The 24,296-nt window shown below is 70.4% G+C and carries 18 protein-coding genes; 15 read left to right on the forward strand and 3 right to left on the reverse strand.

The window, feature by feature from the left end; all coding sequences use genetic code 11:
* Positions 1–248: 248 nt before the first annotated feature.
* Complete coding sequence (locus ACIQ7D_RS10920; protein ID WP_403935992.1) at positions 249–1,433, forward strand: helix-turn-helix domain-containing protein; 1,185 nt, start codon at positions 249–251, stop codon at positions 1,431–1,433.
* Positions 1,434–1,685: 252 nt separating this feature from the next.
* On the opposite strand, the gene ACIQ7D_RS10925 is transcribed toward ACIQ7D_RS10920, so the two are convergent.
* Entirely contained in the window at positions 1,686–2,093 is a 408-nt protein-coding gene (locus ACIQ7D_RS10925) for a hypothetical protein (RefSeq protein WP_403935994.1), read from the reverse strand.
* A gap of 49 nt (positions 2,094–2,142) precedes the next feature.
* Here ACIQ7D_RS10925 and ACIQ7D_RS10930 point away from each other — a divergent pair, with 49 nt between their 5' ends.
* From ACIQ7D_RS10930 to ACIQ7D_RS10995, 14 genes are all read left to right on the forward strand, one after another.
* The gene (locus ACIQ7D_RS10930; RefSeq protein WP_403935996.1) at positions 2,143–2,676 is read left to right on the forward strand and encodes a GNAT family N-acetyltransferase; all 534 of its coding nucleotides are present in this window, start codon (positions 2,143–2,145) and stop codon (positions 2,674–2,676) included.
* Between the two features lie 15 nt (positions 2,677–2,691).
* A complete protein-coding gene (locus ACIQ7D_RS10935) occupies positions 2,692–3,825 on the forward strand; it encodes a hypothetical protein (protein WP_403935998.1) in 1,134 nt (377 codons plus the stop codon).
* A 107-nt stretch (positions 3,826–3,932) separates the two neighbouring features.
* Positions 3,933–4,715, forward strand: coding sequence for a TIGR03936 family radical SAM-associated protein (locus ACIQ7D_RS10940; protein ID WP_403936000.1), 783 nt, complete (start codon positions 3,933–3,935; stop codon positions 4,713–4,715).
* A 233-nt stretch (positions 4,716–4,948) separates the two neighbouring features.
* Positions 4,949–9,085 (forward strand): Rne/Rng family ribonuclease, encoded by a 4,137-nt coding sequence (locus ACIQ7D_RS10945; RefSeq protein WP_403936002.1) that lies wholly within the window; start codon positions 4,949–4,951, stop codon positions 9,083–9,085.
* Positions 9,086–9,330: 245 nt separating this feature from the next.
* Positions 9,331–9,651, forward strand: coding sequence for a 50S ribosomal protein L21 (gene rplU / locus ACIQ7D_RS10950; protein ID WP_329827115.1), 321 nt, complete (start codon positions 9,331–9,333; stop codon positions 9,649–9,651).
* A gap of 14 nt (positions 9,652–9,665) precedes the next feature.
* Positions 9,666–9,920, forward strand: coding sequence for a 50S ribosomal protein L27 (gene rpmA, locus ACIQ7D_RS10955; protein WP_385007938.1), 255 nt, complete (start codon positions 9,666–9,668; stop codon positions 9,918–9,920).
* Between the two features lie 158 nt (positions 9,921–10,078).
* Positions 10,079–11,515: a GTPase ObgE gene (gene obgE / locus ACIQ7D_RS10960; RefSeq protein WP_403936004.1), complete on the forward strand. Its 1,437-nt coding sequence runs from the start codon at positions 10,079–10,081 to the stop codon at positions 11,513–11,515.
* Between the two features lie 308 nt (positions 11,516–11,823).
* Entirely contained in the window at positions 11,824–13,329 is a 1,506-nt protein-coding gene (locus ACIQ7D_RS10965; RefSeq protein ID WP_403936006.1) for a D-ribitol-5-phosphate cytidylyltransferase, read from the forward strand.
* Positions 13,330–13,462: 133 nt separating this feature from the next.
* Complete coding sequence (locus ACIQ7D_RS10970) at positions 13,463–15,574, forward strand: hypothetical protein (protein WP_403936008.1); 2,112 nt, start codon at positions 13,463–13,465, stop codon at positions 15,572–15,574.
* Positions 15,575–15,732: 158 nt separating this feature from the next.
* On the forward strand, positions 15,733–16,971 hold the full coding sequence (locus ACIQ7D_RS10975; protein ID WP_403936010.1) for a glycosyltransferase family 2 protein: 1,239 nt from the start codon (positions 15,733–15,735) through the stop codon (positions 16,969–16,971).
* 236 nt (positions 16,972–17,207) lie between these two features.
* A complete protein-coding gene (locus ACIQ7D_RS10980) occupies positions 17,208–18,275 on the forward strand; it encodes a glucose-1-phosphate thymidylyltransferase (protein WP_403936012.1) in 1,068 nt (355 codons plus the stop codon).
* Positions 18,272–19,261, forward strand: coding sequence for a dTDP-glucose 4,6-dehydratase (gene rfbB, locus ACIQ7D_RS10985; RefSeq protein WP_403936014.1), 990 nt, complete (start codon positions 18,272–18,274; stop codon positions 19,259–19,261). Before ACIQ7D_RS10980 ends, rfbB begins: the two co-directional genes overlap by 4 nt.
* A complete protein-coding gene (gene rfbD / locus ACIQ7D_RS10990) occupies positions 19,258–20,223 on the forward strand; it encodes a dTDP-4-dehydrorhamnose reductase (protein WP_403936016.1) in 966 nt (321 codons plus the stop codon). The genes rfbB and rfbD overlap by 4 nt, the downstream gene beginning before the upstream one ends.
* An 84-nt stretch (positions 20,224–20,307) precedes the next feature.
* Complete coding sequence (locus ACIQ7D_RS10995; protein WP_382898750.1) at positions 20,308–21,102, forward strand: class I SAM-dependent methyltransferase; 795 nt, start codon at positions 20,308–20,310, stop codon at positions 21,100–21,102.
* A gap of 70 nt (positions 21,103–21,172) precedes the next feature.
* Here ACIQ7D_RS10995 and rfbC read toward each other — a convergent pair whose 3' ends face one another.
* Complete coding sequence (gene rfbC / locus ACIQ7D_RS11000) at positions 21,173–21,772, reverse strand: dTDP-4-dehydrorhamnose 3,5-epimerase (protein ID WP_403936018.1); 600 nt, start codon at positions 21,770–21,772, stop codon at positions 21,173–21,175.
* 111 nt (positions 21,773–21,883) lie between these two features.
* Complete coding sequence (locus ACIQ7D_RS11005) at positions 21,884–23,926, reverse strand: glycosyltransferase family 2 protein (RefSeq protein WP_403936020.1); 2,043 nt, start codon at positions 23,924–23,926, stop codon at positions 21,884–21,886.
* Between the last annotated feature and the right edge of the window lie 370 nt (positions 23,927–24,296).

Consider the following 24,296-nt stretch of genomic DNA (forward strand, 5'->3'; position numbering starts at 1 on the left):
TCTCGGCCCTGCTGGATCTGGAAGTCTCGGTGTCCGCTCGCGCCTGTGACTCGATACTCACTCTGAACCCCTTGCCTGGACTTAGCAGTTCAGGACGATCGCCTCGTCACTCCAGTTACTCGCTCGATCGCCTTCTGTAACAGTGAACTGCGCTCGACCAAGATCAGTTCGCACAGAACTTGCACAACGGGAGTTCACGCGGCTCCCGTTGAGGGATCGCTCCTGCTGGCAGTGGGAAGGTGGGGTACATGGAGAGCAAGAGCGCTGGTGAGAACATTGCCGTACTGCGCAAGGCGCGGAAGATGTCGCAGGCTCAGCTAGGTCGGGCCGCGGGGCTGAGCGTTTCCTACCTCAGCAAGATCGAGACGGGGCTTCGGCCCGTCACGCCGCCTGTGGCATCGGCTTGCGCGAAAGCCATGAGAATCACCAACGCCCGCATCTACGGCCAGCCCTTCCGCGACCGGCCACGCACTGAGGCTGAAAGGCTCGACTCGCTGCGGACGGCTGTGCGTCGGCACACCCTTCCCAGAGAGGACGCACCGGATCCCAAGACGCTGGCGGTCGATCTGAAGAGGGCCGCCCACCTGCGGTCAGAGGCCCAGTACCTTGACTTGCTCGACATCCTGCCGAAGCTCCTTGGCCAAGCGACTGCGACCGCTTTCGTGGCACGCGGTGACGCTGTCGCGTGGGGGCAGGTGGCCGACCTTTACGGTTGCGCTTACGCAGTTGCTCACCGGCTCGGGGAGCCCGACCTTGCGGACATGATCGTCTCGCGTCAGCAGTGGGCGGCTCACCAGACTTGGAATCCTGACGCGGAAGCCGCCGCATCATGGAATGAGGCGGGTACCTATCAGTCCGCCGGCCACTATGACGACGGGCTCGCCATCGTGGACAGGGCCATCGTCACGTACGAGCGCATGGGCACCGATGCCGCGTCCAGTGCGGTCATCCTCGGCTCGCTTCACCTGCGCGGAGTGGTGCTCGCATCTCGGCACAAGGATGCAGCTGCCACCGAAGCTCACCTTGCTCGGGCGCGTGAACTGGCGACGAAACTGCCTCAGACAGGGGATGCGCTCCTGCACAACTTGACCTTCGGAACGGGAAACACCGCGCTGTACGAACTGGCAGCACACATCGAATTGGAACAACCCGATCGTGCGGTCACCATGGCGGCGCCCCTCCTGAAGAAGCCCCCCGCGGGGTTGAAGCCGAGCAGGATTGCACGACTCCACATCGACGTCGCGCGAGCCCGATTGGCCGTGGGTGAGGTGGCGGGGGCAGAAGAATCCCTGAAGATGGCCTTCAAGGTGGCGCCCGAGATGACCGAGCTGCACCCCATGAGTCGTGAGGTACTCAGGGTTCTCTTCGTCATGCACCAGAGGACTCGGCCCGACTTGATGGAGATGGCCAAGCGGGTCGGATTGACCGACTGAAGCCGCCGTTTCGAGAACCGCAGGAGCCCTCCGCCGATGGGCCGAGGGCTCTTGGGCGCGCTATCCGTTCATTTTTCAGAAGCTTCGTCTGCTGCTTCAGAAGTTTGGTCTGTAGCTTGGCGCTTCTTGGTTGCCTTCGCGGATGTGGCGGACCGCTCCTTGTCGGAGCGGAAGTCCACAGCCCCGAGCGTTCCGACCGACATGGTCTTACGGATGAAGCCCATGGTCCCCCTCTACGTTATGTGGAGATGATCATGCCGATTCCTCCAGGGGATCTTCATTATCGTAACCGTCCATGTACGGTTCGCCGTTCAGGTGGGCCGCCAGCTTGCCGACTGCCCTCTCCGTTGCCTGCTGCGCGGACTGCTTGCGCACGCCGTGACTGGCCCCGATCTCGTCGTAGCCCCAGTCCAGTCCGTACCGGAGAACGATGGACTGCCTTTCGATGATGGTCAGGTCTGCCGTCTTCCACCCGTGCCGGACGTCGGCGAGGTGAACGAAGAGCGGGCTGCCCTCTTCGGATCCTTGTGGCCGCAGATGGACACAGATCCAGATCGGCGCGGCCGGCAAGAAGCTGCTTTGCCGCTCACCGAGGTCAAGTGAACTGACCCCGGCACGGCCCACCACAGCCGTCGCACCGAACGACACGGACCCGGCCACGGACCACCATCCTGGCCGGGTTCCTGCGTGCCGGCGGCACAATGGGGCGATGCCGCAGTTCATCGCTCCCGACGTCCGCGTCCATGCCTCCTTCCTCGACGCGATGGGGGAGTTCGTCGAGGAAGGCGCCGACGAACGCTCCCTGCTCATCCATGAGATGGAGGAGTACGCGGCGACCTGGCACCGCCCCGAGGTCTTCGCCGCGTACTGCGCGCGGCTCAACGCCGAACCGCTGGAGGAGACCCCGCGCATCGCGGGCTGGGTGCCCTGCACCACCCTCTGGTACGTCGACGGCGACACGTTCCTCGGCCGTCTCGCCATCCGCCACCGGCTCAACCCGTTCCTGCGGGAGCTGGGCGGCCACATCGGCTACGCCGTCCGACCCACCGCCCGCCGCCGGGGCCACGCGACGGCCATGCTCACCGCCGCGCTGCCGGTGGCGCGTGCGCTCGCCATCGACTCCGTCCTCGTCACGTGCGACACCGACAACACCGCCTCGCGCAAGGTGATCGAGGCGGCGGGCGGGAAACTGGAGGACCAGCGCGGGGGAAAGCTCCGGTTCTGGATCCGGACGGACGGCTGAGGCGTCCTCTCCGGCATGGACCTGGAGAAACAGCCGGCATACGCACACCGGCGGACCGACGGACCCGGCGCGGGATGTCTCACCGTCGCCGTCAGGATTCCGGTGCGCGTCGTCGTCCTGCTGGTCGTACTCCCCGTACGGCTGGTGTGGGACGCCGTCCCCGCCACCGCGCGCGCCCTCGACCGGATCGCCCTGCGCCCGCTGGGCCGGGCCTGCGCATGGCTGTACGCGTCGGTGCTCACGCCGGTGGCTCGGGGGCTGGCGGTGGCGGTGGGACGGCTGGCGACGGCGGTGTGGCAGTGGGTCGTGGTTCCGGTGGTGCGGTACGGGGTGGTGGTGTCGGCGGTGTGGATCCACACGTATCTGCTCACCCCGTTGGGCCACGGGATCCGCCTGCTGTACGAGACCTTGCTCACCCCGCTGGGCAGAGCGCTGCTGGTGTGGCCGTGGGCGGCGCTGTGGCGGTATGTGGTGGTGCCCGTGGTGACGTACGGGCTGGCGCGGCCCGCCGTATGGGCTTACCGGCATCTGCTCACCCCGCTGGGGCATGGGAGCGCCTGGCTGCTGACCGCGCTCGGGCGTGGCGCCGCCGCCACCGGGCGGGCGCTGATCGCCGCTCTGGTGTGGCTGCTGCTTCTCCTGGTTGTGACCCCCGTGAGCTGGGTGTACCGCAGGGTGCTGGTCCCGGTCGGGCGGGAGGCAGGGGCCGCGCTCGCCGTGGCCTGGCGGGTCGCCGGGTATCTGTCGCGCGCCGTCTGGCGGGCGCTCGGGCTGCTGGCGTGGCAGCTCGTGGGGCGGCCGGTGCGCTGGACGTATCGGCGGCTGTGCACACCGCTCGGTCACTGGGTGCGCGACCGTGTGTGGGCGCCGGCCAGGACGGCGGCTGTCGCGGCGGGCCGCGGCGCGCGCGACGCGCTCCGGTGGACGGCGCGCGGCGCGCGCGACGCGCTCCGGTGGACGGCGGAAACCGTCCGCCGGGCCCGCCGGGATGTGTGGGGCGCCCTGACCGGGGTACGCGGTGGGCCCTGGCCTGTGGAACCGCCCGAGCACCGGGCGCGTACTCTGGGTAGTACAACGATCGTCCCCGGCGCGGCGCCCGCACCCGAGACTTCCCCGCACACCGCGGGACCGGTCCGGGACCCGGGGTAATACGCCGAAGATACGTCCAAGGGCGGCGCGTCACCGCGTACCGCCCGCACCGAGGAGAAGAACCACTGGGCAAGCGACAGCCCGAAGGCCCGCCGCCCGCACCGGCGGTGCAGCGCATCCGACTGCGCTACACCAAGCGCGGCCGCCTCCGGTTCACCAGCCACCGAGACTTCCAGCGCGCCTTCGAGCGGGCCCTGCGCCGCGCCGAGGTGCCCATGGCGTACTCGGCGGGGTTCACCCCGCACCCGAAGGTGTCGTACGCCAATGCCGCACCCACCGGCACGGGCAGCGAGGCCGAGTTCCTGGAGATCGCCCTGGTGGAGGCGCGCGACCCCGACAAGCTGCGAGAGCTGCTCGACGAGTCGCTGCCGACGGGCCTGGACATCATCGACGCCGTCGAGGCCCGCACCTCGGGACTCGCCGACCGGCTGACCGCCTCCGTATGGGAGCTGCGGCTGGACGGCGTCACCGAGGAGGAGGCGGGACACGCCGTCTCCGCGTTCCTCGCCGCCGAGACCGTCGAGGTGGAACGCCGTGCGAAGAACGGTCTGCGGACCTTCGACGCACGGGCCGCCGTGGCCGGCCTGGAGGTGGCTCGTCCACAGCCTGATAGGCCGGGGGACGGCCCCTGTGCGATACTGCGGCTGGTTGTTCGGCACGTGACACCTGCCGTACGGCCCGACGACGTCCTGTCCGGTCTCCGAGCTGTGGCCGACCTGGCGCCGCCGGTCCCCGCAGCGGTGACCAGGCTGGCGCAGGGGCTCTTCGACGAGGAGTCCGGCACGGTGACCGACCCGCTCGCGCCCGACCGCGAGGCAGCCCGGCCCGCCCCACCCAAGGCCGCCGGACCCGCCGCCGCGACGGCGCCGGAAGGTGCAGGTTCCGCGTAAGGCGGTCGTTGTAGCGCAGCCCTGGGACTCGGGAGCCACCTGGGTCGGGCGGCGTACTGACCAGAAGACTTTCGCCAGGCCGTACGTGACATCGCGTACGGAACCGGCGACCCAGACATAACAGCTCCCGTGCGGCGCCCGCGCCCCGGACGGCGGCAATCGCGCACAGCGCGGGCCGCGGCCGGACCGGAATCAGGCGTGGCGCCCGGGAGCGTGACGGGAGAACCGCCCGCATGCTCGAGTCCACAGAACCCGGCACCCCCGGGGACACCCCCAGCGAAGAGAACAGCTCACCCAGCGACACGCTGCCGCCGCGCCGCAGGCGCCGGGCAGCGTCCCGCCCGGCCGGACCGCCCGGCGCGGCGGCCGAGGCCGCCGAGGTCGAGGACGCGTCGAGCGTCACGGAGACCGTCGCGTCGGCCACACCGGCCGCCGTGGCCGACGAAGCCCCCGCCGAGGAGCCCGCCGCCCCGCCGCGTGCGCGCCGCCGGGCCACCCGGAAGACCGCCGCGCCCGAGCCCGTCGCGGAGCCGGTCGCCGAGGCGGCCACGCCGGACGAGACACTCGCCGAGGAGCCCGCCGCGCCGCGTGCGCGCCGTCGCGCCACGCGGAAGACCGCCGCGCCCGAGCCGGCCGCCGAGGTGGCCGTCACGGAGCCGGCCGCCGTGGACGAGGCGCCCGCCGAGGAGCCCGCCGCGCCGCCGCGTGCGCGCCGTCGCGCCACCCGTAAGGTCACGGCGCCCGAGACCGCCACGGAGCCGGTCGGGGCCACCGTCGAGGAGACCCCCGCGCCCGCCGAGGCCGCCGTCGCCGAGCCCCCGGCCGAGGAGCCCGCGCCCGCCGCGCGCCCCCGCCGCCGCGCCACCCGCAGGGCCACCGCGCCCGCCGGCCCGCCGGAGGCCGACGCCGCCCCGGCCACGGTCGCCGACGCCGGCGCGGAGGGCGAGAGCCTGCCGCAGGACACCGTCGCCCGGATCGCCGCCGACGAGCCGGAGGTCCAGGCCGCCGAGAAGGCCGCCACCCGGGGCCGTACGCGCCGCAGGGCCACCGCGCCCGCCAGCGCCCCGGCCGCCGCGCCCGAGTCCGCCGACGCGCCCGTGGGCCGTACCGCCGAGCCCGTCGCCGAGAAGGCCGTCACCGACAAGCCCGCCGCCGACAAGCCCGCGGCACAGCAGAAGGCCGCCACGCAGAAGCCCGTGCAGCGCGAGCCCGAGCGCGCCCCGCGCCGCCGCGCCGCCGCGCGGCCCGCCGTGGCCGTCTTCCAGGCGCCCGTCTTCACCGAGCCGATGTTCCAGACCCCGGAGACCGCCGCCGCGGCCGCCGCGGGACGCGTCAAGGCCCCCGACGAGCTGGACGAGGACGAGGAGACCACGACGGCCACCGCCGCCGTGGCGCCCGAGCCCGCCGCCGCGCCCGAGCCCTCGGGCCGCCGCAGCCGGCGCCGTCGCCGGGGCGAGGCCGCGGAACCGGCCGCCGAGGCCGCGCCCGCCGTGGCCCAGCCGACGCACGCGCCGGTCGAGGAGCCCGTGGCCGAGAGCGACGACGAGCCGGAGTCCTCGGCCGACGACGCCGCCGAGGACTCCGACGAGTACGGCGACCGCCCCTCCCGGCGCCGCCGCCGGGGCGGCCGTCGCCGTCGCCGCGGTGAGTCCGCCGACACCGACGACACCACGGACGAGCGGCAGGACGAGGCCTCCTCCGCCGGGCACACCGACGAGGCCGACGAGGACCGGGACGCCCCCGACACCTCCGCCGCCTTCGACGACGACCATGACGACCAGGAGGCGTCCTCGGGCGGCTCCTCCAGCAGCCGGCGCCGTCGCCGCAGGCGCCGTCGCAGCGCCGACGGCCCCTCCGACGCCGAGCAGGGCACCGGGGGCGGTGACGACCCGGAGCGTACGGTCGTCAAGGTCCGCGAGCCGCGCGAGCGCCGCGCCAAGGAAACCGAGCGCGAGCCCGGCACCGGCGCCGACGAGGTCCAGTCCATCAAGGGCTCGACCCGTCTGGAGGCCAAGAAGCAACGCCGCCGTGAGGGGCGCGAGCAGGGCCGCCGCAGGGTGCCGATCATCACGGAGGCGGAGTTCCTCGCCCGCCGTGAGGCCGTCGAGCGCGTGATGGTCGTGCGCCAGCACGGCGAGCGCACCCAGATCGGTGTCCTGGAGGACAACGTCCTGGTCGAGCACTATGTCAACAAGGAGCAGGCGACCAGCTACGTCGGCAACGTCTACCTGGGCAAGGTGCAGAACGTACTGCCGTCCATGGAGGCCGCCTTCGTCGACATCGGCAAGGGCCGCAACGCCGTCCTGTACGCCGGTGAGGTCAACTTCGAGGCGCTGGGCATGGCCAACGGGCCGCGCCGTATCGAGACCGCGCTCAAGTCGGGCCAGTCGGTGCTCGTCCAGGTGACGAAGGACCCGATCGGCCACAAGGGCGCCCGTCTGACCAGCCAGGTCTCACTGCCCGGCCGCTACCTGGTGTACGTGCCCGAGGGCTCGATGACCGGCATCAGCCGCAAGCTCCCGGACACCGAGCGCGCCCGTCTGAAGACCATCCTCAAGAAGATCGTCCCCGAGGACGCGGGCGTCATCGTCCGTACGGCGGCCGAAGGCGCCAGCGAGGACGAGCTGCGCCGCGACGTCGAGCGGCTCCAGGCGCAGTGGGAGGACATCAAGAAGAAGTCGAAGAGCGGCAACGCACCGACCCTGCTCTACGGCGAGCCCGACATGACCGTCCGGGTCGTCCGCGACATCTTCAACGAGGACTTCTCGAAGGTCATCGTCAGCGGCGCCGACGCGTGGCAGACCATCAGCGGGTACGTCGCGCACGTGGCGCCGGACCTCTCCGACCGGCTGTCGCGCTGGACCAGCGAGGTGGACGTCTTCGCGACGTACCGCATCGACGAGCAGCTCATGAAGGCGCTGGACCGCAAGGTCTGGCTGCCCAGCGGCGGTTCGCTGGTCATCGACAAGACCGAGGCCATGATCGTGGTCGACGTCAACACCGGGAAGTTCACCGGCCAGGGCGGCAACCTGGAGGAGACCGTCACCAGGAACAACCTGGAGGCGGCCGAGGAGATCGTGCGCCAGCTCCGGCTGCGCGACCTGGGCGGCATCGTCGTCATCGACTTCATCGACATGGTGCTGGAGTCCAACCGGGACCTGGTGCTGCGGCGCCTGCTGGAGTGCCTGGGCCGGGACCGTACGAAGCACCAGGTCGCCGAGGTCACCTCGCTGGGCCTGGTGCAGATGACCCGTAAGCGGGTCGGCCAGGGTCTGCTGGAGTCCTTCTCCGAGACCTGTGTCCACTGCAACGGCCGCGGTGTCATCGTCCACATGGAGCAGCCGGTGGCGTCCGGTGGCGGTGGCAACGGCAAGCGTTCCAAGAAGCGCGGCCGCGGCGGCGCCGGCGCGGACCACGACCACGAGGTGGCGGGTACGGCGGCGGAGTCCGACGCCGACCACGAGACCGAGTCGGAGGCCGAGCTGGCGGCGGAGGTGGCGGCCCCGGTCGCGCTCTCCGAGCCCGAGTTCGTGCCGGACGAGGAGCTGTACAGCAGCGTCGCGGAGGCCGAGGCGGCCGTACGGGGCCGCTCGCGCCGCCGTGCGTCGCGCAAGGCGTCGGCCCCGGCCGGTTCGCCGAGGGCGGCGGAGCCGGAGGCCAGGACGGAGGCACCCGTGGCCACCGAGGCCGTGGTGGTCGTCGAGACCCCCGAGCCCGAGGCGGCCCCGGTGGCCGAGGCGCCCGTGGAGACGCCCGCCGCCGAGGCGGCGCCCCAGGGCCGTACGCGGCGCCGCGCCACCCGTAAGGCGACGGCCCCGGCCGGTTCGCCCCGGGCGGCGGACGCGGAGGCGGCGGCCGAGGTGGTCGTGGCCGTGACCCCGGAGCCCGTCACCGAGCCCGTGGCCGCGCGTCCCGAGCCGGTGGCCGCCGAGGAGGCGCCCGTGGCGGCCCCGCCGCGTGCGCGCCGCAGGGCGACCCGTAAGGCCACCGCACCGGCCGGTTCGCCGTCGGGCGCGGAGGAGGCGGCGATCGTCGTCGTGGAGGCGCCGGCGAAGGCCGACGAGCCGGCCGGCACCACCACCGGCGCGGCCACCGAGGAGTCCGGCGCGTCCGACGACTCCGAGGCGCCCGCACCGGCCAAGAAGGCGGTCCGTAAGACGGCCGCCAAGAAGGCCCCCGCGAAGAAGACGGCCGCCAAGAAGACGACGGCCAAGAAGACCGCGGCGAAGAAGACGACCGCGGCCAAGAAGGCACCGGCGAAGACGGCCAAGACGACCAAGGCGGCCAAGTCCACGGCCAAGGCGTCGAAGAAGACCGCCGCGGCCGAGCAGACGGCGCCCTCCGGCGTCACGGCCACCACCGAGGACTGATCCCCACGGTGTCGTACCGCCGCCCCACCGCCCTCCACGGCGATGGGGCGGCGGGGCCGGTTTGACCCCCTGTACAGCGGCCCCGTACTCTAAACCTTCGGTGTGTTCCTATGCGCGCCCACCTCTGAGCACCCACCTCCCGGATCTCCGGGGGAGGCCGCTCGTCCTGTCAGGACCGCCACGGGCCCCGGCCCGTGCGGGCGGCTGGCTTCAGAGGTTCCGTTCCGAGCGAGAGTGAGTTCCGCGTGTACGCCATCGTGCGCAGCGGTGGCCGCCAGCACAAGGTTGCTGTCGGCGACATCGTTGAGGTTGACAAGATTTCCACCGGCAAGGTCGGCGACACCGTCGAACTCAAGACGCTGCTCGTGGTCGACGGTGACGCGGTCACCAGCGACCCGTGGGTGCTGGACGGCATCAAGGTTCAGGCCGAGATCGTGGACCACCACAAGGGCGCGAAGATCGACATCCTTCGCTACAAGAACAAGACGGGTTACCGCCGCCGCCAGGGTCACCGCCAGCAGTACACGGCGATCAAGGTCACCGGTATCCCCGCGGCTGCGAAGTAAGGGACTGAGGAGACATGGCACACAAGAAGGGCGCATCGTCCACTCGGAACGGGCGCGACTCCAATGCTCAGCGGCTCGGCGTGAAGCGCTTCGGCGGTCAGCTCGTCAACGCCGGTGAGATCCTGGTCCGCCAGCGCGGCACGCACTTCCACCCGGGCACCGGCGTCGGCCGTGGCGGCGACGACACGCTGTTCGCGCTGAACCCCGGCGCGGTGGAGTTCGGCACCCACCGTGGCCGCAAGGTCGTCAACATCGTTCCCGCCGCCTAGTGCCCCTCCCGGTACCTCTTCCGGTACCGGTGGGGCAGGCAGGGCGCCTGTAGAACGGTTCTTCGCGAGGGCGGACCTCACTTCCCGGAGACGGGAAGCGGGTCCGCCTTTCGCGCGTTACAGGTAAGACAATTCCGTATGTACTGGAGGCAATCCCCATGACCACCTTCGTGGACCGCGTCGAGCTGAATGTCGCCGCGGGTAACGGAGGCCACGGCTGCGCCTCCGTACACCGTGAGAAGTTCAAGCCCCTCGGCGGCCCCGACGGCGGCAACGGCGGCCGGGGCGGCGATGTGACCCTCGTCGTCGACCAGTCGGTGACGACGCTGCTCGACTACCACCACGCGCCGCACCGCAAGGCCACCAACGGCAAGCCCGGCGAGGGCGGCAACCGCTCCGGCAAGGACGGCCAGGACCTGGTCCTGCCGGTGCCGGACGGCACCGTCGTCCTCGACAAGCGGGGCAACGTCCTGGCCGACCTGGTCGGCGAGGGCACCACCTTCGTCGCCGCAGACGGCGGACGCGGCGGCCTCGGCAACGCCGCGCTGGCCTCGGCCCGCCGCAAGGCCCCCGGCTTCGCGCTGCTCGGTGAGCCCGGCCGCAGCGGTGACATCGTCCTGGAGCTGAAGACGGTCGCGGACGTCGCGCTCGTCGGCTACCCGAGCGCCGGCAAGTCCTCGCTGATCTCGGTGCTCTCCGCGGCCAAGCCGAAGATCGCGGACTATCCGTTCACCACGCTCGTCCCCAACCTGGGCGTGGTCACGGCCGGTTCCACCGTCTACACCATCGCGGACGTCCCCGGGCTGATTCCGGGCGCCAGCCAGGGCCGCGGCCTCGGCCTGGAGTTCCTGCGCCATGTCGAGCGCTGCTCCGTACTCGTCCATGTCCTGGACACGGCGACGCTGGAGTCGGACCGCGACCCCGTCACCGACCTCGATGTCATCGAGGAGGAACTGGCGCAGTACGGCGGCCTCGGCGACCGGCCGCGCGTCGTCGTCCTCAACAAGGTCGACATCCCGGACGGCAAGGACCTCGCCGAGATGATCAGGCCGGATCTCGAAGCGCGCGGCTACCGCGTCTTCGAGGCGTCGGCGGTGGCGCATCTGGGGCTCAAGGAGCTGTCCTTCGCGCTCGCCGAGATCATCGCCACGGCGCGCGCCGAGAAGCCGAAGGAGGAGGCGACCCGTATCGTCATCCGCCCGAGGGCCGTCGACGACGCCGGGTTCACCGTGGTCCTGGAGGACGACGGCATCTACCGGGTACGCGGCGACAAGCCCGAACGCTGGGTCCGCCAGACCGACTTCAGCAACGACGAGGCCGTGGGCTACCTCGCGGACCGGCTGAGCAGGCTCGGGGTCGAGGAGCGGCTCATGAAGGCCGGCGCGCGGGCCGGCGACGGGGTCGCCATCGGCGCGGAGGACGACGCGGTCGTCTTCGACTGGGAGCCCACGATGATGGCCGGCGCGGAGATGCTGGGCCGCCGTGGCGAGGACCACCGGCTGGAGGAGCCGCGTCCGGCGGCGCAGCGGCGCCGGGACCGCGAGGCCGAGCGCGACGAGGCGCAGCAGGAGTACGAGGACTTCAAGCCCTTCTGAGCCGACCTGCCGCCGCGCGGTCCGTCCGGGCCGCGCGGCGCTCCGTCCGGGCCGCGCGGTGGCTCCTCCGTACATCTCTCCTCTGTGACTCCCCTGCGCCTCTCATCTGTGACCCCTCGCGCTCCGACGTGAATCTTTTGTGGTCTCCTTCACGTACACCTCCCGGCCACGCACCACGGACGCACCGGTCTTCCCAGGTGAATCAGGGGTTGCGGGCCGGTGGCGCCCGGCTGTGGTCCACCTTGCACGAGGATTGCCACGGGTGGGACCATCGCTACATCCTCTGAGCCCGCAAGGTAGGTCTGTCTGTGTCTGCAACTTCCGCGCCGCCCGCGAAGCCCCGCACCACCGCTGTCGTCCTGGCGGGCGGTACCGGTCAGCGTGTGGGCCTGTCGATCCCGAAGCAGTTGCTGAAGATCGCCGGTAAGGCGGTCATCGAGCACACCCTGTGGATCTTCGAGCAGAGCGACTCGATCGACGACGTGATCGTGCTCATGGCCCCCGGCTACGTGCCCGACGTGGAGAAGATCGTCACGAAGGCCGGGCTGACCAAGGTCACCCGGGTCATCGAGGGCGGCACGACGCGCAACGAGACCACCGAGCGCGCCATCGCCGCGCTGAGCGAGGGCCTGGCGCCGGGCGAGGACCGTAACGTGCTGTTCCACGACGCGGTGCGGCCGCTGCTCTCGCAGCGCGTGATCAAGGACTGCGTGGACGCGCTGGAGCGCTACCAGGCGGTGGACGTGGCCATCCCGTCCGCCGACACGATCATCGTGACCCGTACGCACGGCGGCGACGGCGAGTTCATCACGGACGTCCCCGACCGGTCCCGGCTGCGCCGCGGCCAGACCCCGCAGGCGTTCAAGCTCTCCACCGTCCGCAAGGCGTACGAGGTCGCGGCTGACGACCCCAACTTCCAGGCCACCGACGACTGTTCCGTCGTGCTCAAGTACCTGCCGGACGTGCCGATCTACGTCGTGGCGGGCGACGAGTACAACATGAAGGTCACCCAGCCGGTCGATGTCTTCATCGCGGACAAGCTCTTCCAGCTCGCCTCGGCGAGCGCGCCCGAGCAGCCCTCCGAGGACTCCTACCGCGAGCTGCTCACCGGCAAGACGCTGGTCGTCTTCGGCGGCTCGTACGGCATCGGCGCCGACATCGCCCAGCTCGCCGAGGGGTACGGCGCCACGGTCTACGCCCTGGGCCGCTCCACCACCGGGACGCACGTGGAGAACCCGGAGCACGTGGACGACGCGCTCTCCCGCGCCTACGGCGAGACCGGCCGGATCGACTACGTGATCAACACCGCGGGTGTGCTGCGCATCGGCAAGCTGGCCGAGACGGACAACACCACGATCCAGGAGGCGCTGAACGTCAACTACCTGGCGCCGGTGCAGATCGCGCGCGCCTCGTACAAGTACCTGGCGGAGACCAAGGGCCAGTTGATGCTCTACACCTCCAGCAGCTACACCCGGGGCCGCGCCGAGTACAGCCTCTACTCGTCCACGAAGGCCGCCATGGTCAATCTGACCCAGGCGCTCTCCGACGAGTGGGCGGGCGAGGGGATCCGGGTCAACTGCGTGAATCCGGAGCGCACCGCCACCCCCATGCGCACCAAGGCGTTCGGCCAGGAGCCGGAGGGCTCGCTGCTCTCCTCCGAGGCGGTCGCGAAGACCTCCCTGGACGTGCTGCTCTCCGAGCTGACCGGCCACGTGATCGACGTACGCCAGCAGGACCCGACGCGTGGCGCCTCGGAGTCGTCCGACTTCGAGCAGGCGCTCGCCGCCGTACTGGACCGTCAGGGAGATGTGTAATACTTCTTGACAATCTTTGACAGGGCCTCCGTGGTCGCCTCCGCGCGAACCACGGAGGCCCCAGTTCGTGAAGCACCGCCTTCACGCTTCCCTTGCAAGGTCAACAGCCGGCACGGTCTGGAGCAGGTTTTCCGTGATTTCGACAGCTATCCGCCTGGCCCGCGTGGGCAGCGGATCAGAGCTGGCAGCCGCACTTCTTCTGGGTATCAGTTTCCCGTGCGTCATGCTCGCCGCGATAATCCCCAACCTCTGGTTCTTCGCGGCGGCCGCAGCCGTGTCCTACCTGGCGGACACCTACCTGCACCAGCGCGGCAGCTATCTGGTCAACCGGCTCGCCAAGGTGCGCGCGGGTCTCTCGATCAGGTTCCTGATCCGGCAGATGCTGCTGGTGCTGCTGGTCGCCAGGTCGGGCCTGGGTGAGGACCGGATCTTCTACGTGACCGTCGTCATGGTGCTGCTCTTCTACGCGCTCCAGGCACCGCACGGCGCGATCGTCACCCTGCTCCGGCTGCGCCGCAGGCTGCCCGTGGTCACCCGCAACATCGATCTGGCCGCCGCCATCCGGATCCCGGACGCGCCGCCGCGCGGGCTGCTCAACCGCTCCGCGGAGAAGATGCTCCACCTCGACATCTTCGCCATGGTGGGTGTGATCATCACGCTCCAGACCCGCGACAACATCTACGGCTTCACCGGTCTCGGCCTCAGCCTGCTCCTCGCCGTCGGCTACATCGCCGCGCTGCTGCCGTACCTGCGGCCGAGCCGCCTCGTACCCAACGCGGAGAAGGTGCTCGCGGCGGTGGACGGCTGGCTCGCCGCGTACCAGCCGACCGTGATGCTCTACTTCTCCGGCTCCAAGGAGTCCGCGTACCAGGTCAACATGTGGCTGGACACCATGGACCGGCTGGAGGGCCGGCCGCTGATCGTGCTGCGGGAGCGGGCCATCGCCCAGCAGCTCGGGACGACGGACGTGCCGGTGCTCTGTGTCCCCGGCGGGGTGCACCTGATGAACCTGGACCTGTCGACCGTCCGGGTCGCGCTGTACGCGGCCAACGTCGGCAAGAACATCCACATGCTGCGCGTGCCCACCATGAAGCACGTCTTCATCGGCCACGGCGACAGCGACAAGCTGGCCAGCGTCAACCCGTACAGCAAGGCGTACGACGAGGTGTGGACGGCGGGCCGGGCCGGGCGCGACCGGTACGCGCTGGCCGATGTCGGGGTGCGCGACGAGGACATCGTGGAGGTGGGCCGCCCGCAGCTCGCCCCGATCGAGCCGTACAGCGGCGCGCAGCGCAACCCCGTCCCCACCGTGCTGTACGCGCCGACGTGGGAGGGCTGGGACGACAACCCCGGCAACACTTCGCTGCTGCTGGCCGGCGAGAACATCGTCAAGCGGCTGCTGAAGGCCGACAGCCCGGTCCGGGTGCTCTACAAGCCGCACCCCTTCACCGGGACCCGCAGCGCCAAGGCGAAGGCCGTGCACGAGCGGATCATCGCGCTGGTGGAGAAGGCCGCCGCCGAGCGGGCCACCGACCCCCGCTGGGCGAAGGAGAGCGCCGAGCTGAGCGCGGACCGTACCGCCGCCAAGGCGGAGCTGGCCCGGATCTCCGCGCGCCTCGGCGAGCTGATGGGCGCCGCGGACACGGGGCGTGACGAGGCGGAGCAGTCGCGTGACTCCCAGGCCGACCCGGCCAGGCAGGAGGAGCTGACCCGGCTGCGGCGCGAGTGGAACGGCGCGTACTGGCGCTCCTTCGGCTGGTGGGAGCACCGGACCATCAGCGGTTCGGAGCCCGCGCTCTACGACTGCTTCAACGAGTCGGACGCCATGGTCTCCGACATCTCCAGCGTGGTCTCCGACTTCATCGCGAGCGGTAAGCCGTACGCGGTCACGGACTCGGCGGAGCTGGGCGCGGAGGAGTTCAAGCGGCAGAACACCGCCGTACGGGCCGCTGTGATCCTCTCCAACAGCGCGCGGGAGCTGGACGACCTGCTCGCCGCGGTCGCCGACCCGGCGGCCGACCGGCTGGCGGACGAGCGCCGGGAGCTGAAGCGGTATCTGCTGGGCCCCGACGAGCCGACGTCGATGGAGCAGTTCGAGGCGGCGACCCAGGCGCTGTCCGCGAAGTCCCTGGCGCGGAACGTGGGCGTCGAGCAGCGTCTCGGGGAGCCGGAGGCGGCCGCGGCGCCGGACGACTCGGCGCCGAGCGCGGAGAACAACGACCTGGACTCGCCCGTACGGGGCTGACCGGGGACGACGGAACGACAGGCCCGGCGGAGCGCTTTCGGAGAGCGCTCCGCCGGGCTTTTCCGTGGGTGCCGCCCGATCCACAGGTGACGGGCATCACAGGGGACCGGTGATCGGATAAGACAACCAACATTCGGTACTACTTGTCTTGCTTTCCGATGAACGAGATGTCAGTTCCTGATGTGAGTGTGATCGTCGGGGCATACGAAGCGATGCCCTACCTGATCCGCTGCCTGGAATCGGTGGAAGCCCAGACACTGGGCGCCGACCGTATCGAGCTCGTCGCCATCGACGACGGCTCGGCCGACGGCACGGGGGAATTCCTGGAAGAGTTCGCGGCCCGCACGTCCATCCCGACCAGGGTGGTACGACAGGCCAACTCGGGCGGCCCCAGCGGCCCGCGCAACGTGGGCCTCGGTCTGGCCCGGGGGCGTTACGTGTTCTTCCTGGACGCCGACGACTATCTGGGGGAGGAGGCACTGGAGCGCATGGTCGCCGTGGCCGACCGCGCTCGTACGGACGTGGTGCTCGGCAAGGTGGTGGGGGTCAACCGGGGCGCCCCCAGCTCGATGTGGCGGCGTACGGCCGACCGCGTCGACGTCCACAACTCGCAGGTCGTCTACACGCTGAGCGCGCAGAAGCTCTTCCGCCGCGAGCTGGTCGAGCGGCTGGGGCTGCGGTTCGACGAGCGGCTCAGAACCGGCGAGGACGCGCTCTTCACCATGGAGGCATATCTCCGGGGCGACGGCGTCTCGGTGATCTCCGACTACACCTGCTACTACCTGGTCGGCAGGGACGACGGCAAGCACGTGACCAAGTCCGGTGACCACACCCACCGGTTCGCCGCCGTGACCGCCCTGATGACCCTCATCGCCGAACTGGAACCGGCCGGTCCCAAGCGCGACAGGCTGATGGTCAGACCCTTCACGGTCGGGCTGATCCAGCAGTTCGCGCACGGCATCGTCAAGGACTCCGAAGAGGTCAGGCGCCACAAACTGGAGCTGGTCGGCCCGCTGATGGAGCGCTACTGGAATCCGGGTGTGGCGCGCCACATCAAGGTCGCGGAACGGCTGCGGCTGGAGTGCGTGGCGCTCGGACGGCTCGATCTGCTCGCCGACGTCCTGGCGTTCATCAAGGCGGAGACGGTGCCCGAGGTGGTGTACCGGGGCCGCGCTCGTACGCCGTACCTCGCGCTCCCGCACTTCGGGGACCGCGGGTCCGGGCTGAAGGACGCCTCGTACGAGGTGACCATCAGGGACTGGGTCGGCAAGCCGGGCCTGCGCCCCATCGAGCCGCCGCGGGCCGCCCGCCGGCGCGGATCCCTGGCACGCCGGGTGGCGCGACGGCTGCGTACCCAGGTACGGAACCTCGCGCCGATGAGAAACCGTACCGCTTGAAGGAGTTGGCGCGAGAAACTGCGGGAGTTGGCGCGAAAAAGGGGGCGCGGCCGGTGGTACCGGGCCGCGCCCATCCGCGTAAAAGCTCCCCCAAGCGCCCTTTCACGCCCCCATGCCGCGCCCCTTCACCCTTCCGGGGTGACCGGTAGCAGACGGCGCGGGGAAGCGTAGGTAAAATCGGACTGTCGGGCGACCCCCGGACAGCATCGCAATCACAGCAGGGGAAAACAGGAACAGTGAAGGCTCTCGTACTGTCCGGTGGGGCAGGTACCCGACTGCGGCCCATTACGCACACATCGGCGAAGCAGCTCGTCCCTGTGGCGAACAAGCCGGTGCTCTTCTACGGCCTCGAAGCCATCGCCGAGGCGGGTATCACCGAGGTCGGTGTGATCGTCGGCGACACCGCCGAGGAGATCCGCACAGCCGTGGGCGACGGCTCGCAGTTCGGTATCAAGGTGACGTACCTCCAGCAGGACGCGCCCCTCGGACTGGCCCACGCCGTCCTCATCGCCCGTGACTTCCTCGGCGACGACGACTTCGTGATGTACCTCGGCGACAACTTCATCGTCGGCGGCATCAGCGGTCTGGTGGACGGCTTCCGCGAGGACCGGCCCGCCGCGCAGATCCTGCTCACGAAGGTCCCCAACCCGACCTCCTTCGGCGTCGCCGAACTGGACGGCGAGGGACGGGTCGTGGCCCTGGAGGAGAAGCCGGAGAAGCCCAAGAGCGATCTCGCGCTCGTCGGCGTCTACCTCTTCACCCCGGCCGTCCACGAGGCCGTACGCTCCATCGAGCCGTCCTGGCGCGGCGAGCTGGAGATCACCCACGCCATCCAGTGGCTGATCGACCAGCGGCGCGACGTCCGCTCCACGACCATCTCCGGGTACTGGAAGGACACCGGCAACGTCACCGACATGCTGGAGGTCAACCGCTCGGTGCTGGAGACGGTGGAGCCGCACTGCGAGGGCACCGTCGACGAGGGCAGCGAGATCATAGGGCGTGTGAGGATCGAGAAGGGCGCCAAGGTCACCGGCAGCCGTATCCTCGGCCCCGTGATCATCGGCGCGGACACCGTGATCAGCGACGCGTACATCGGCCCCTTCACCTCGGTCTCCGAGGGATGCGTGATCGAGGACAGCGAGATCGAGTACTCCATCGTGCTGCGCGGCTCCTCCCTCACCGGCGTCCGCCGTGTGGAGGCGTCGCTGATCGGCCGCGACGTCGAGATCACCCCCGCGCCCCGTAACCCGTCCGCCCACCGACTCGTCCTCGGTGACCACAGCAAGGTGCAGATCTCCTCATGACGACGCACAGGATTCTCGTGACCGGCGGCGCCGGTTTCATCGGCTCGCACTACGTCCGTACGGTGCTCGGCCCGCAGGGCCCCGGCGACGTCGAGATCACGGTTCTCGACAAGCTCACCTACGCGGGAAATCCGGCCAATCTCGACCCGGTCCGTGAGCACCCCGGATTCCGCTTCGTGCAGGGCGACATCTGCGACCCCGAACTGGTCGGCAAGCTGATGGCCGAGCACGACCAGGTGGTGCACTTCGCCGCCGAGTCGCATGTGGACCGCTCCATCGACGGCGGCGCCGAGTTCGTCCGTACGAACGTGGTGGGCACCCACACGCTGATCGACGCCGCCCACCGGGCGGGCGTGAAGACCTTCGTGCACATCTCCACGGACGAGGTCTACGGCTCGATCGACGAGGGCTCCTGGCCGGAGACGCACCCGCTGGAGCCCAACTCGCCCTACTCGTCGGCGAAGGCGTCCAGCGACCTGATCGCGCTCTCGTACCACCGCACCCACGGCCTCGACGTGCGGGTGACGCGCTGCTCCAACAACTACGGGCACCACCACTTCCCCGAGAAGGTCATCCCGCTGTTCATCACGAACCTGCTGGACGGCAAGAAGGTGCCCCTGTACGGCGACGGCGGCAACATCCGCGACTGGCTGCACATCGACGACCACGTCCAGGGCATCGAGCTGGTCCGTACGAAGGGCCGCGCGGGCGAGGTCTACAACATCGGCGGCGGCACGGAACTCTCCAACAAGGAGCTGACCGGCCTGCTCCTGGAGGCGTGCGGGGCGGCCTGGGAGACCAGCGTCGAGTACGTCACCGACCGCAAGGGCCACGACCGCCGCTACTCGGTCGACTGCGCCAAGATCCGCGAGGAGCTGGGGTACGAGCCCCGCAAGGACTTCGCGACCGGCCTCGCGGAGACCGTCGCGTGGTACCGCGAGAACCGTGCCTGGTGGGAGCCGCTGAAGGAGCGTGCGGCCCTGTGAGCACCGGCTCCGAGAACAGCACCGGCTCCGAGAACAGCGCCGGCTCCGAGAACGGCGGCGGCCCGGGCGCCTGGCTCGTCACCGGCGCCGGCGGCATGCTCGGTCAGGACCTCCTGGCCCGGCTCGCCGCCGCCGGGCGGCCCGCGGCCGGGCTGGACCGCGCCGCGCTGGACATCACCGACCCCGCGGCCGTGCGCGCGGCCTTCGAGGCCCACGCGCCGGCCGTGGTGGTCAACTGCGCGGCCTGGACGGCCGTGGACGACGCCGAGTCCAAGGAGGACGACGCGCTCGCCGTCAACGGCACGGGCCCCCGGGTCCTCGCCGAGGCCTGCCGCGCCTCCGGCGCGATCCTGCTCCAGGTCTCCACGGACTACGTCTTCGCCGGGGACGGGGAGACGCCGTACGCGGAGGACGCGCCCACGGCCCCGCGCAGCGCCTACGGGCGGACGAAGCTGGCGGGGGAGCGCGCGGTCCTCGACACGCTTCCCGGCCACGGCTACGTGGTCCGTACGGCGTGGCTGTACGGCGCGGGCGGCCCCAACTTCGTCCGTACGATGATCAAGCTGGAGGCCGTCAAGGACACCCTGGACGTGGTGGACGACCAGCGCGGGCAGCCCACCTGGACCGGCGATCTCGCCGAGCGGCTGGTCCTGCTCGGCGCGGCGGCGCTCGACGGCACGGCGCCCGCGGGCGTCTACCACGGCACCAGCGGCGGCGGGACGACCTGGTTCGGCTTCACCCGGGAGATCTTCCGGCTGCTCGGCGCGGACCCGGAGCGGGTCCGTCCGACCACCAGCGAGGCGTTCGTCCGGCCGGCCCCCCGGCCCGCATACAGCATCCTCGGTCACGACCGGTGGAAACCAGCCGGAATCGACCCCATCCGTGACTGGCGGGCCGCGCTCGCCGAGGCGTTCCCCGCCGTACTGGCGGCAGAGCGCCAGACGGGTGTTACCGACCAGTAGATGTTTACGTGAAACCTGTGGGCCCACTAAGTTCACTGAGAATCAAACCTATGGATTCTTGATTCTCAGTGAAGGGCCCCTTACGTGGATCGCCACGGCTTCCTGCGCCAACTGCACCGTGTGTACAAACCCCGCACCTATCTGGAGATCGGGGTCAATGACGGGCGAAGCCTGGCGCTTTCCCGGGTTCCGTCCGTCGCCGTCGATCCGGCCTTCAGAGTGGTCACGGACATCAGTTGCGACGTCCACCTGGTCCGCGCGACCAGCGACGACTTCTTCGCGCGCAAGGACCCGCTGATCCACCTGCGCAACGGGCGCAACCCGTTCCGCGCGCTGGCCCGCCGCGACCCGGTCAACCTGCTCGGCGGGGACCCGAAGCTGGAGCTGTCGTTCATCGACGGCATGCACCTCTTCGAGTTCGCGCTGCGCGACTTCATGAACGTCGAGAAGCACTCCCGCTGGTCCAGCGTGATCGTCCTCGACGACATGCTGCCCCGGGACGTCGACGAGGCGGCGCGCGACCGTCACACGAAGTTCTGGGCGGGCGATGTCTACAAGGTGGCGCAGGTGCTCCGGCGCTACCGCCCCGACCTGCTCGTCGTCGACGTCGACACCGAGCCGACCGGGGTGGTGGCGATCTTCGGCGCCAACCCCGAGTCCACGGTGCTGAAGAACGCCTACGACAAGATCATCGAGGAGTACGTCGTACCGGACCCGCAGGACGTGCCGGACGAGATCCTGGTCCGCAAGAACGCGGTGCGCCCCGAGGCGCTGCTCGGCGCCGGTTTCTGGCCCGCGCTGAACCGGGCCCGTAACCTGCGCCGTCCGCGCTCGGCGTTCACGCCGCTGCGCCGGCAGATCGAGGCCGTCACCGGCTGACGTCACCTGGCATGAGGAAGGGCCGGAGCACATGCTCCGGCCCTTCCTCATGGCTGCGGACGGGTCCGCGTCAGGCGCGCGCGCCCAGCTCCGCGTAGTACGCCCGGCACTCCTCGTACGACGGCAGCAGGCCCTGGGCCTCGGCCTCCGCGAGGGTCGGGGCCGCCGCGTCCTTCTCGGAGAGCAGCGGCGTGATCGACTCCGGCCACTCGATGCCCAGCCCGGGGTCGAGCGGGTTCAGCCCGTGCTCACGGCCCGGGGCGTACCCCTCCGAGCACAGGTAGACCACCGTGGCGTCGTCGGTCAGCGCCATGAAGGCGTGCCCCAGGCCCTCGGCGAGATAGACCGAGTGGTGGTCCACGTCGTCCAGGCGTACGGCCTCCCATCTGCGGAACGTCGGCGAGCCCACCCGGATGTCCACGATCACGTCGAGGACCGCGCCGCGTACGCACTTCACGTACTTGGCCTGGCCGGGCGGCACATCGGCGAAGTGGACGCCCCGCAGCGTGCCCCGGCTGGAGACCGAGCAGTTGGCCTGCGCGAGGTTCAGCGGGTGGCCGGCCGCCTCGGCGAAGTCCGGGGCCTTGAACCACTCGTGGAAGCTGCCACGGCTGTCCGGGAAGACCTTCGGTTCATGCACCCAGGCGCCTTCGACGGAGAGCTGCCGCATGTGATCACGTCCTTGCTGTTCTGTACGGTTTCCTGGCGCCGGAGTTCCGGACGCCGGGTTTCCGGAGCCCGGGCCTCCGGATGGGGTTACGGGGCAGGGTACGGCGACCGGTCAGATGCGGGCCGCGAGACGGCGCACCTTCTTGCGCGCCGCCGCGGGCAGCCTGCGGACGATCGGACCGCCGGCCGAGCGCAGCACCTTGCGCAGCGTGGCCCGGCGGCGCTTCACCGTCACCACACGCACCAGGAGCGGGTCGACCTCCCCGAGGCCGCTCTGGTCGAGCCGGATCCGGCCGCCAGCCGCCACCGGCACCTCGCAGATGTCCAGTTCGGGTCCCTTGGGGCCGTCGAGCTTGACCGAAAGACGCGCCTGGCCCTCGGCCAGACCGGCCACCTTGCCGGGCACCTCCAGGTGCGCCCTGCCGTGGTCGGGCCGGAGCGTCGCCGGGTGCGTCAGCTTCGTACCGTCCGCCGCGGTCAGCACCACTTCGACCGGGAGGGAGGCCGACTTCGTACCGGTGAAGATCTCGAACCGCAGCTCCGACTGGGAACCGGGCATCCGCAGCGGGGGACGCTCCGCGAGATACGTCGCCATCTTCTTCGCACGGCCCGCGACATCGAGCGTCAGGTTGCCGTGCGGGTCGGTGAAGTACGGGATGACCGGACGCGCGGGCGAACCGAGCACCGCCGGGAGGCACTTGGCGTCCACACCGGGGGCGCGGTCGGCGCCGAGCCGGGCCTTGCGGACGATGCCGAGACCGCGCAGCGGGACCCAGATGTCCCAGAAGCCCCGGGAGACCCGGCCGCGCCCCTTGACCGCCTCGCTGGTGACCGTACCGGTGCCGTACAGCACGACCTCGTACGACTCCTCGGCGTCCGCGGCGGCGCCGGCCGGCGGCGTGACCTTCTCGATCTTCGAGGTGAAGTCGGCGGGGCACGGCCACTCGACGGCCGTCTCCCGGTTGCGCAGGGAGAGTTCGCCCTTGTACGTGTCGATGTCGTCGGTCACGTCGAGGAGTTCACTTTCGGGCAGCAGCCCCTCGGTGATCTCCGGGTGGACGAAGTACCGCTTGTCGCGGCGGACCAGGCGCAGCGGCTGCTGGTCCTCGCCGTGCACGAGGCGGCCGGTGACGGCGAGCGCGACCCTGCCGTCCTGCTGCCAGTCGAAGTCCTCCAGGCGCGCCGTGGCCTTCACCGACTTGGCGAACCGGGCGAGCTTCACCAGACCCTGGCGGTCGTCGGCGCGCAGCAGGGTGGAGCGGAGCCGGACCAACGCGCCGAGCCCGTCGTGCACACCGTCGTTGATGAAGTCCTTCACGAGCGGCTGGATCGCGTCGACCATCTCGTCCAGGTACGCGGGCTCGTACTTCAGGACCGAGGGCTCGCTCAGCCGGCCGAGCATCTCGACCCGGTAGAAGCGGCGCAGCAGCCGGTCCCTGAACTCACCCGGCTCGGTGTTGTCCACGACGACGTCGAGCACCTCGCGGAGGTTGCCGTAGTAGCCGGACGGCACGAGCTTGGCGGAGCCGGCGTTCTGGCCGTCGTCCCGCTTCGAGTAGTAGTAGCAGGTGTACGTCCCCAGGATCGACACGACCTTCGCGGGGAAGTACGTCTGCATCATGTAGAGCTGGTCCTCAAGGCGCCGCTTGCCCTCGGGGTACGCGATGTTGTTCTCGCGCAGGAACTCCGTACGGAACATCTTGTGCGGCGTGAGGCTGTCGTACAGCGGCGCGGTGCTCAGGTCGCACTTCTCGCGGTTCGTCTTGAACACGCCGTGCGGGACACCGCGGAAGTTCGAGGCGACCTTGCCGATCACGATGTCGGAGCCGTTGCGGTGGCCCATCTCGTACAGCCGCCGCAGCGCGTCGGACGCCATGTGGTCGTCCTGGTCGACGAACTGGACGTACTCGCCCTTCGCCTCCGCGACACCGATGTTTCTGGGCTTCCCCGGCCAGCCCGAGTTCGGGATGTGGATCACTCGGAAGTGCGGGTGCTCGGCGGCCAGCTTGTCGAGCCGCGCCGGGGTGTCGTCCGTGGAGCCGTCGTTGACGAAGAGCACCTCGAAGTCCGCGGCCGGCAGCGTCTGGGCCAGCAGTGAATCGATGCACGGATCGATGTACTTACCCGGGTTGTACACCGGAATGACGACGCTCACTTTTACTGGCATTACTTGAAGGCCCATCTGTGTTGTCGGTGCACGAGGTGCTGTGCGAGTGGGGGGAGGCGCGGCCATCGGCGGAGGGTACAGGCGCCGGGATGCCAGCTTATCTCCGCGGGGGGCTCGCGATGTTTCCCGACCGTTCTCACCCCTGACAGACATCTGTCACGGTCCTCCGGTTGCACGGACGGCCCGGATCGACGCCGCGGATGTGCCGTACCGACGCCGTGGACGTCCCCGTCCCGGCGCGGCGGACGTGCCGTCCCCTTGCGGGAGGGTGTCCCAGCTCCTGAAATGATCCGCCGTCCCCGGTGGCCCGCGCGTAGGCTGACCGGCGGGGACACACACCGGTGGCGGCGACGGAGCC

Origin of the sequence: Streptomyces sp. NPDC096310 (assembly GCF_044763125.1) — a bacterium.
In the GTDB taxonomy this organism is placed as follows: Bacteria; Actinomycetota; Actinomycetes; order Streptomycetales; family Streptomycetaceae; genus Streptomyces.

Bases quoted from the DNA above. Each gene is read 5' to 3' on its own strand.
- ACIQ7D_RS10920 (WP_403935992.1), top strand. From the start codon at position 249: ATGGAGAGCAAGAGCGCTGGTGAGAACATTGCCGTACTGCGCAAGGCG.
- ACIQ7D_RS10930 (WP_403935996.1), top strand. From the start codon at position 2,143: ATGCCGCAGTTCATCGCTCCCGACGTCCGCGTCCATGCCTCCTTCCTC.
- ACIQ7D_RS10935 (WP_403935998.1), top strand. From the start codon at position 2,692: ATGGACCTGGAGAAACAGCCGGCATACGCACACCGGCGGACCGACGGA.
- ACIQ7D_RS10945 (WP_403936002.1), top strand. From the start codon at position 4,949: ATGCTCGAGTCCACAGAACCCGGCACCCCCGGGGACACCCCCAGCGAA.
- rpmA (WP_385007938.1), top strand. From the start codon at position 9,666: ATGGCACACAAGAAGGGCGCATCGTCCACTCGGAACGGGCGCGACTCC.
- obgE (WP_403936004.1), top strand. From the start codon at position 10,079: ATGACCACCTTCGTGGACCGCGTCGAGCTGAATGTCGCCGCGGGTAAC.
- ACIQ7D_RS10975 (WP_403936010.1), top strand. From the start codon at position 15,733: ATGAACGAGATGTCAGTTCCTGATGTGAGTGTGATCGTCGGGGCATAC.
- rfbB (WP_403936014.1), top strand. From the start codon at position 18,272: ATGACGACGCACAGGATTCTCGTGACCGGCGGCGCCGGTTTCATCGGC.
- rfbC (WP_403936018.1), bottom strand. From the start codon at position 21,772: ATGCGGCAGCTCTCCGTCGAAGGCGCCTGGGTGCATGAACCGAAGGTC.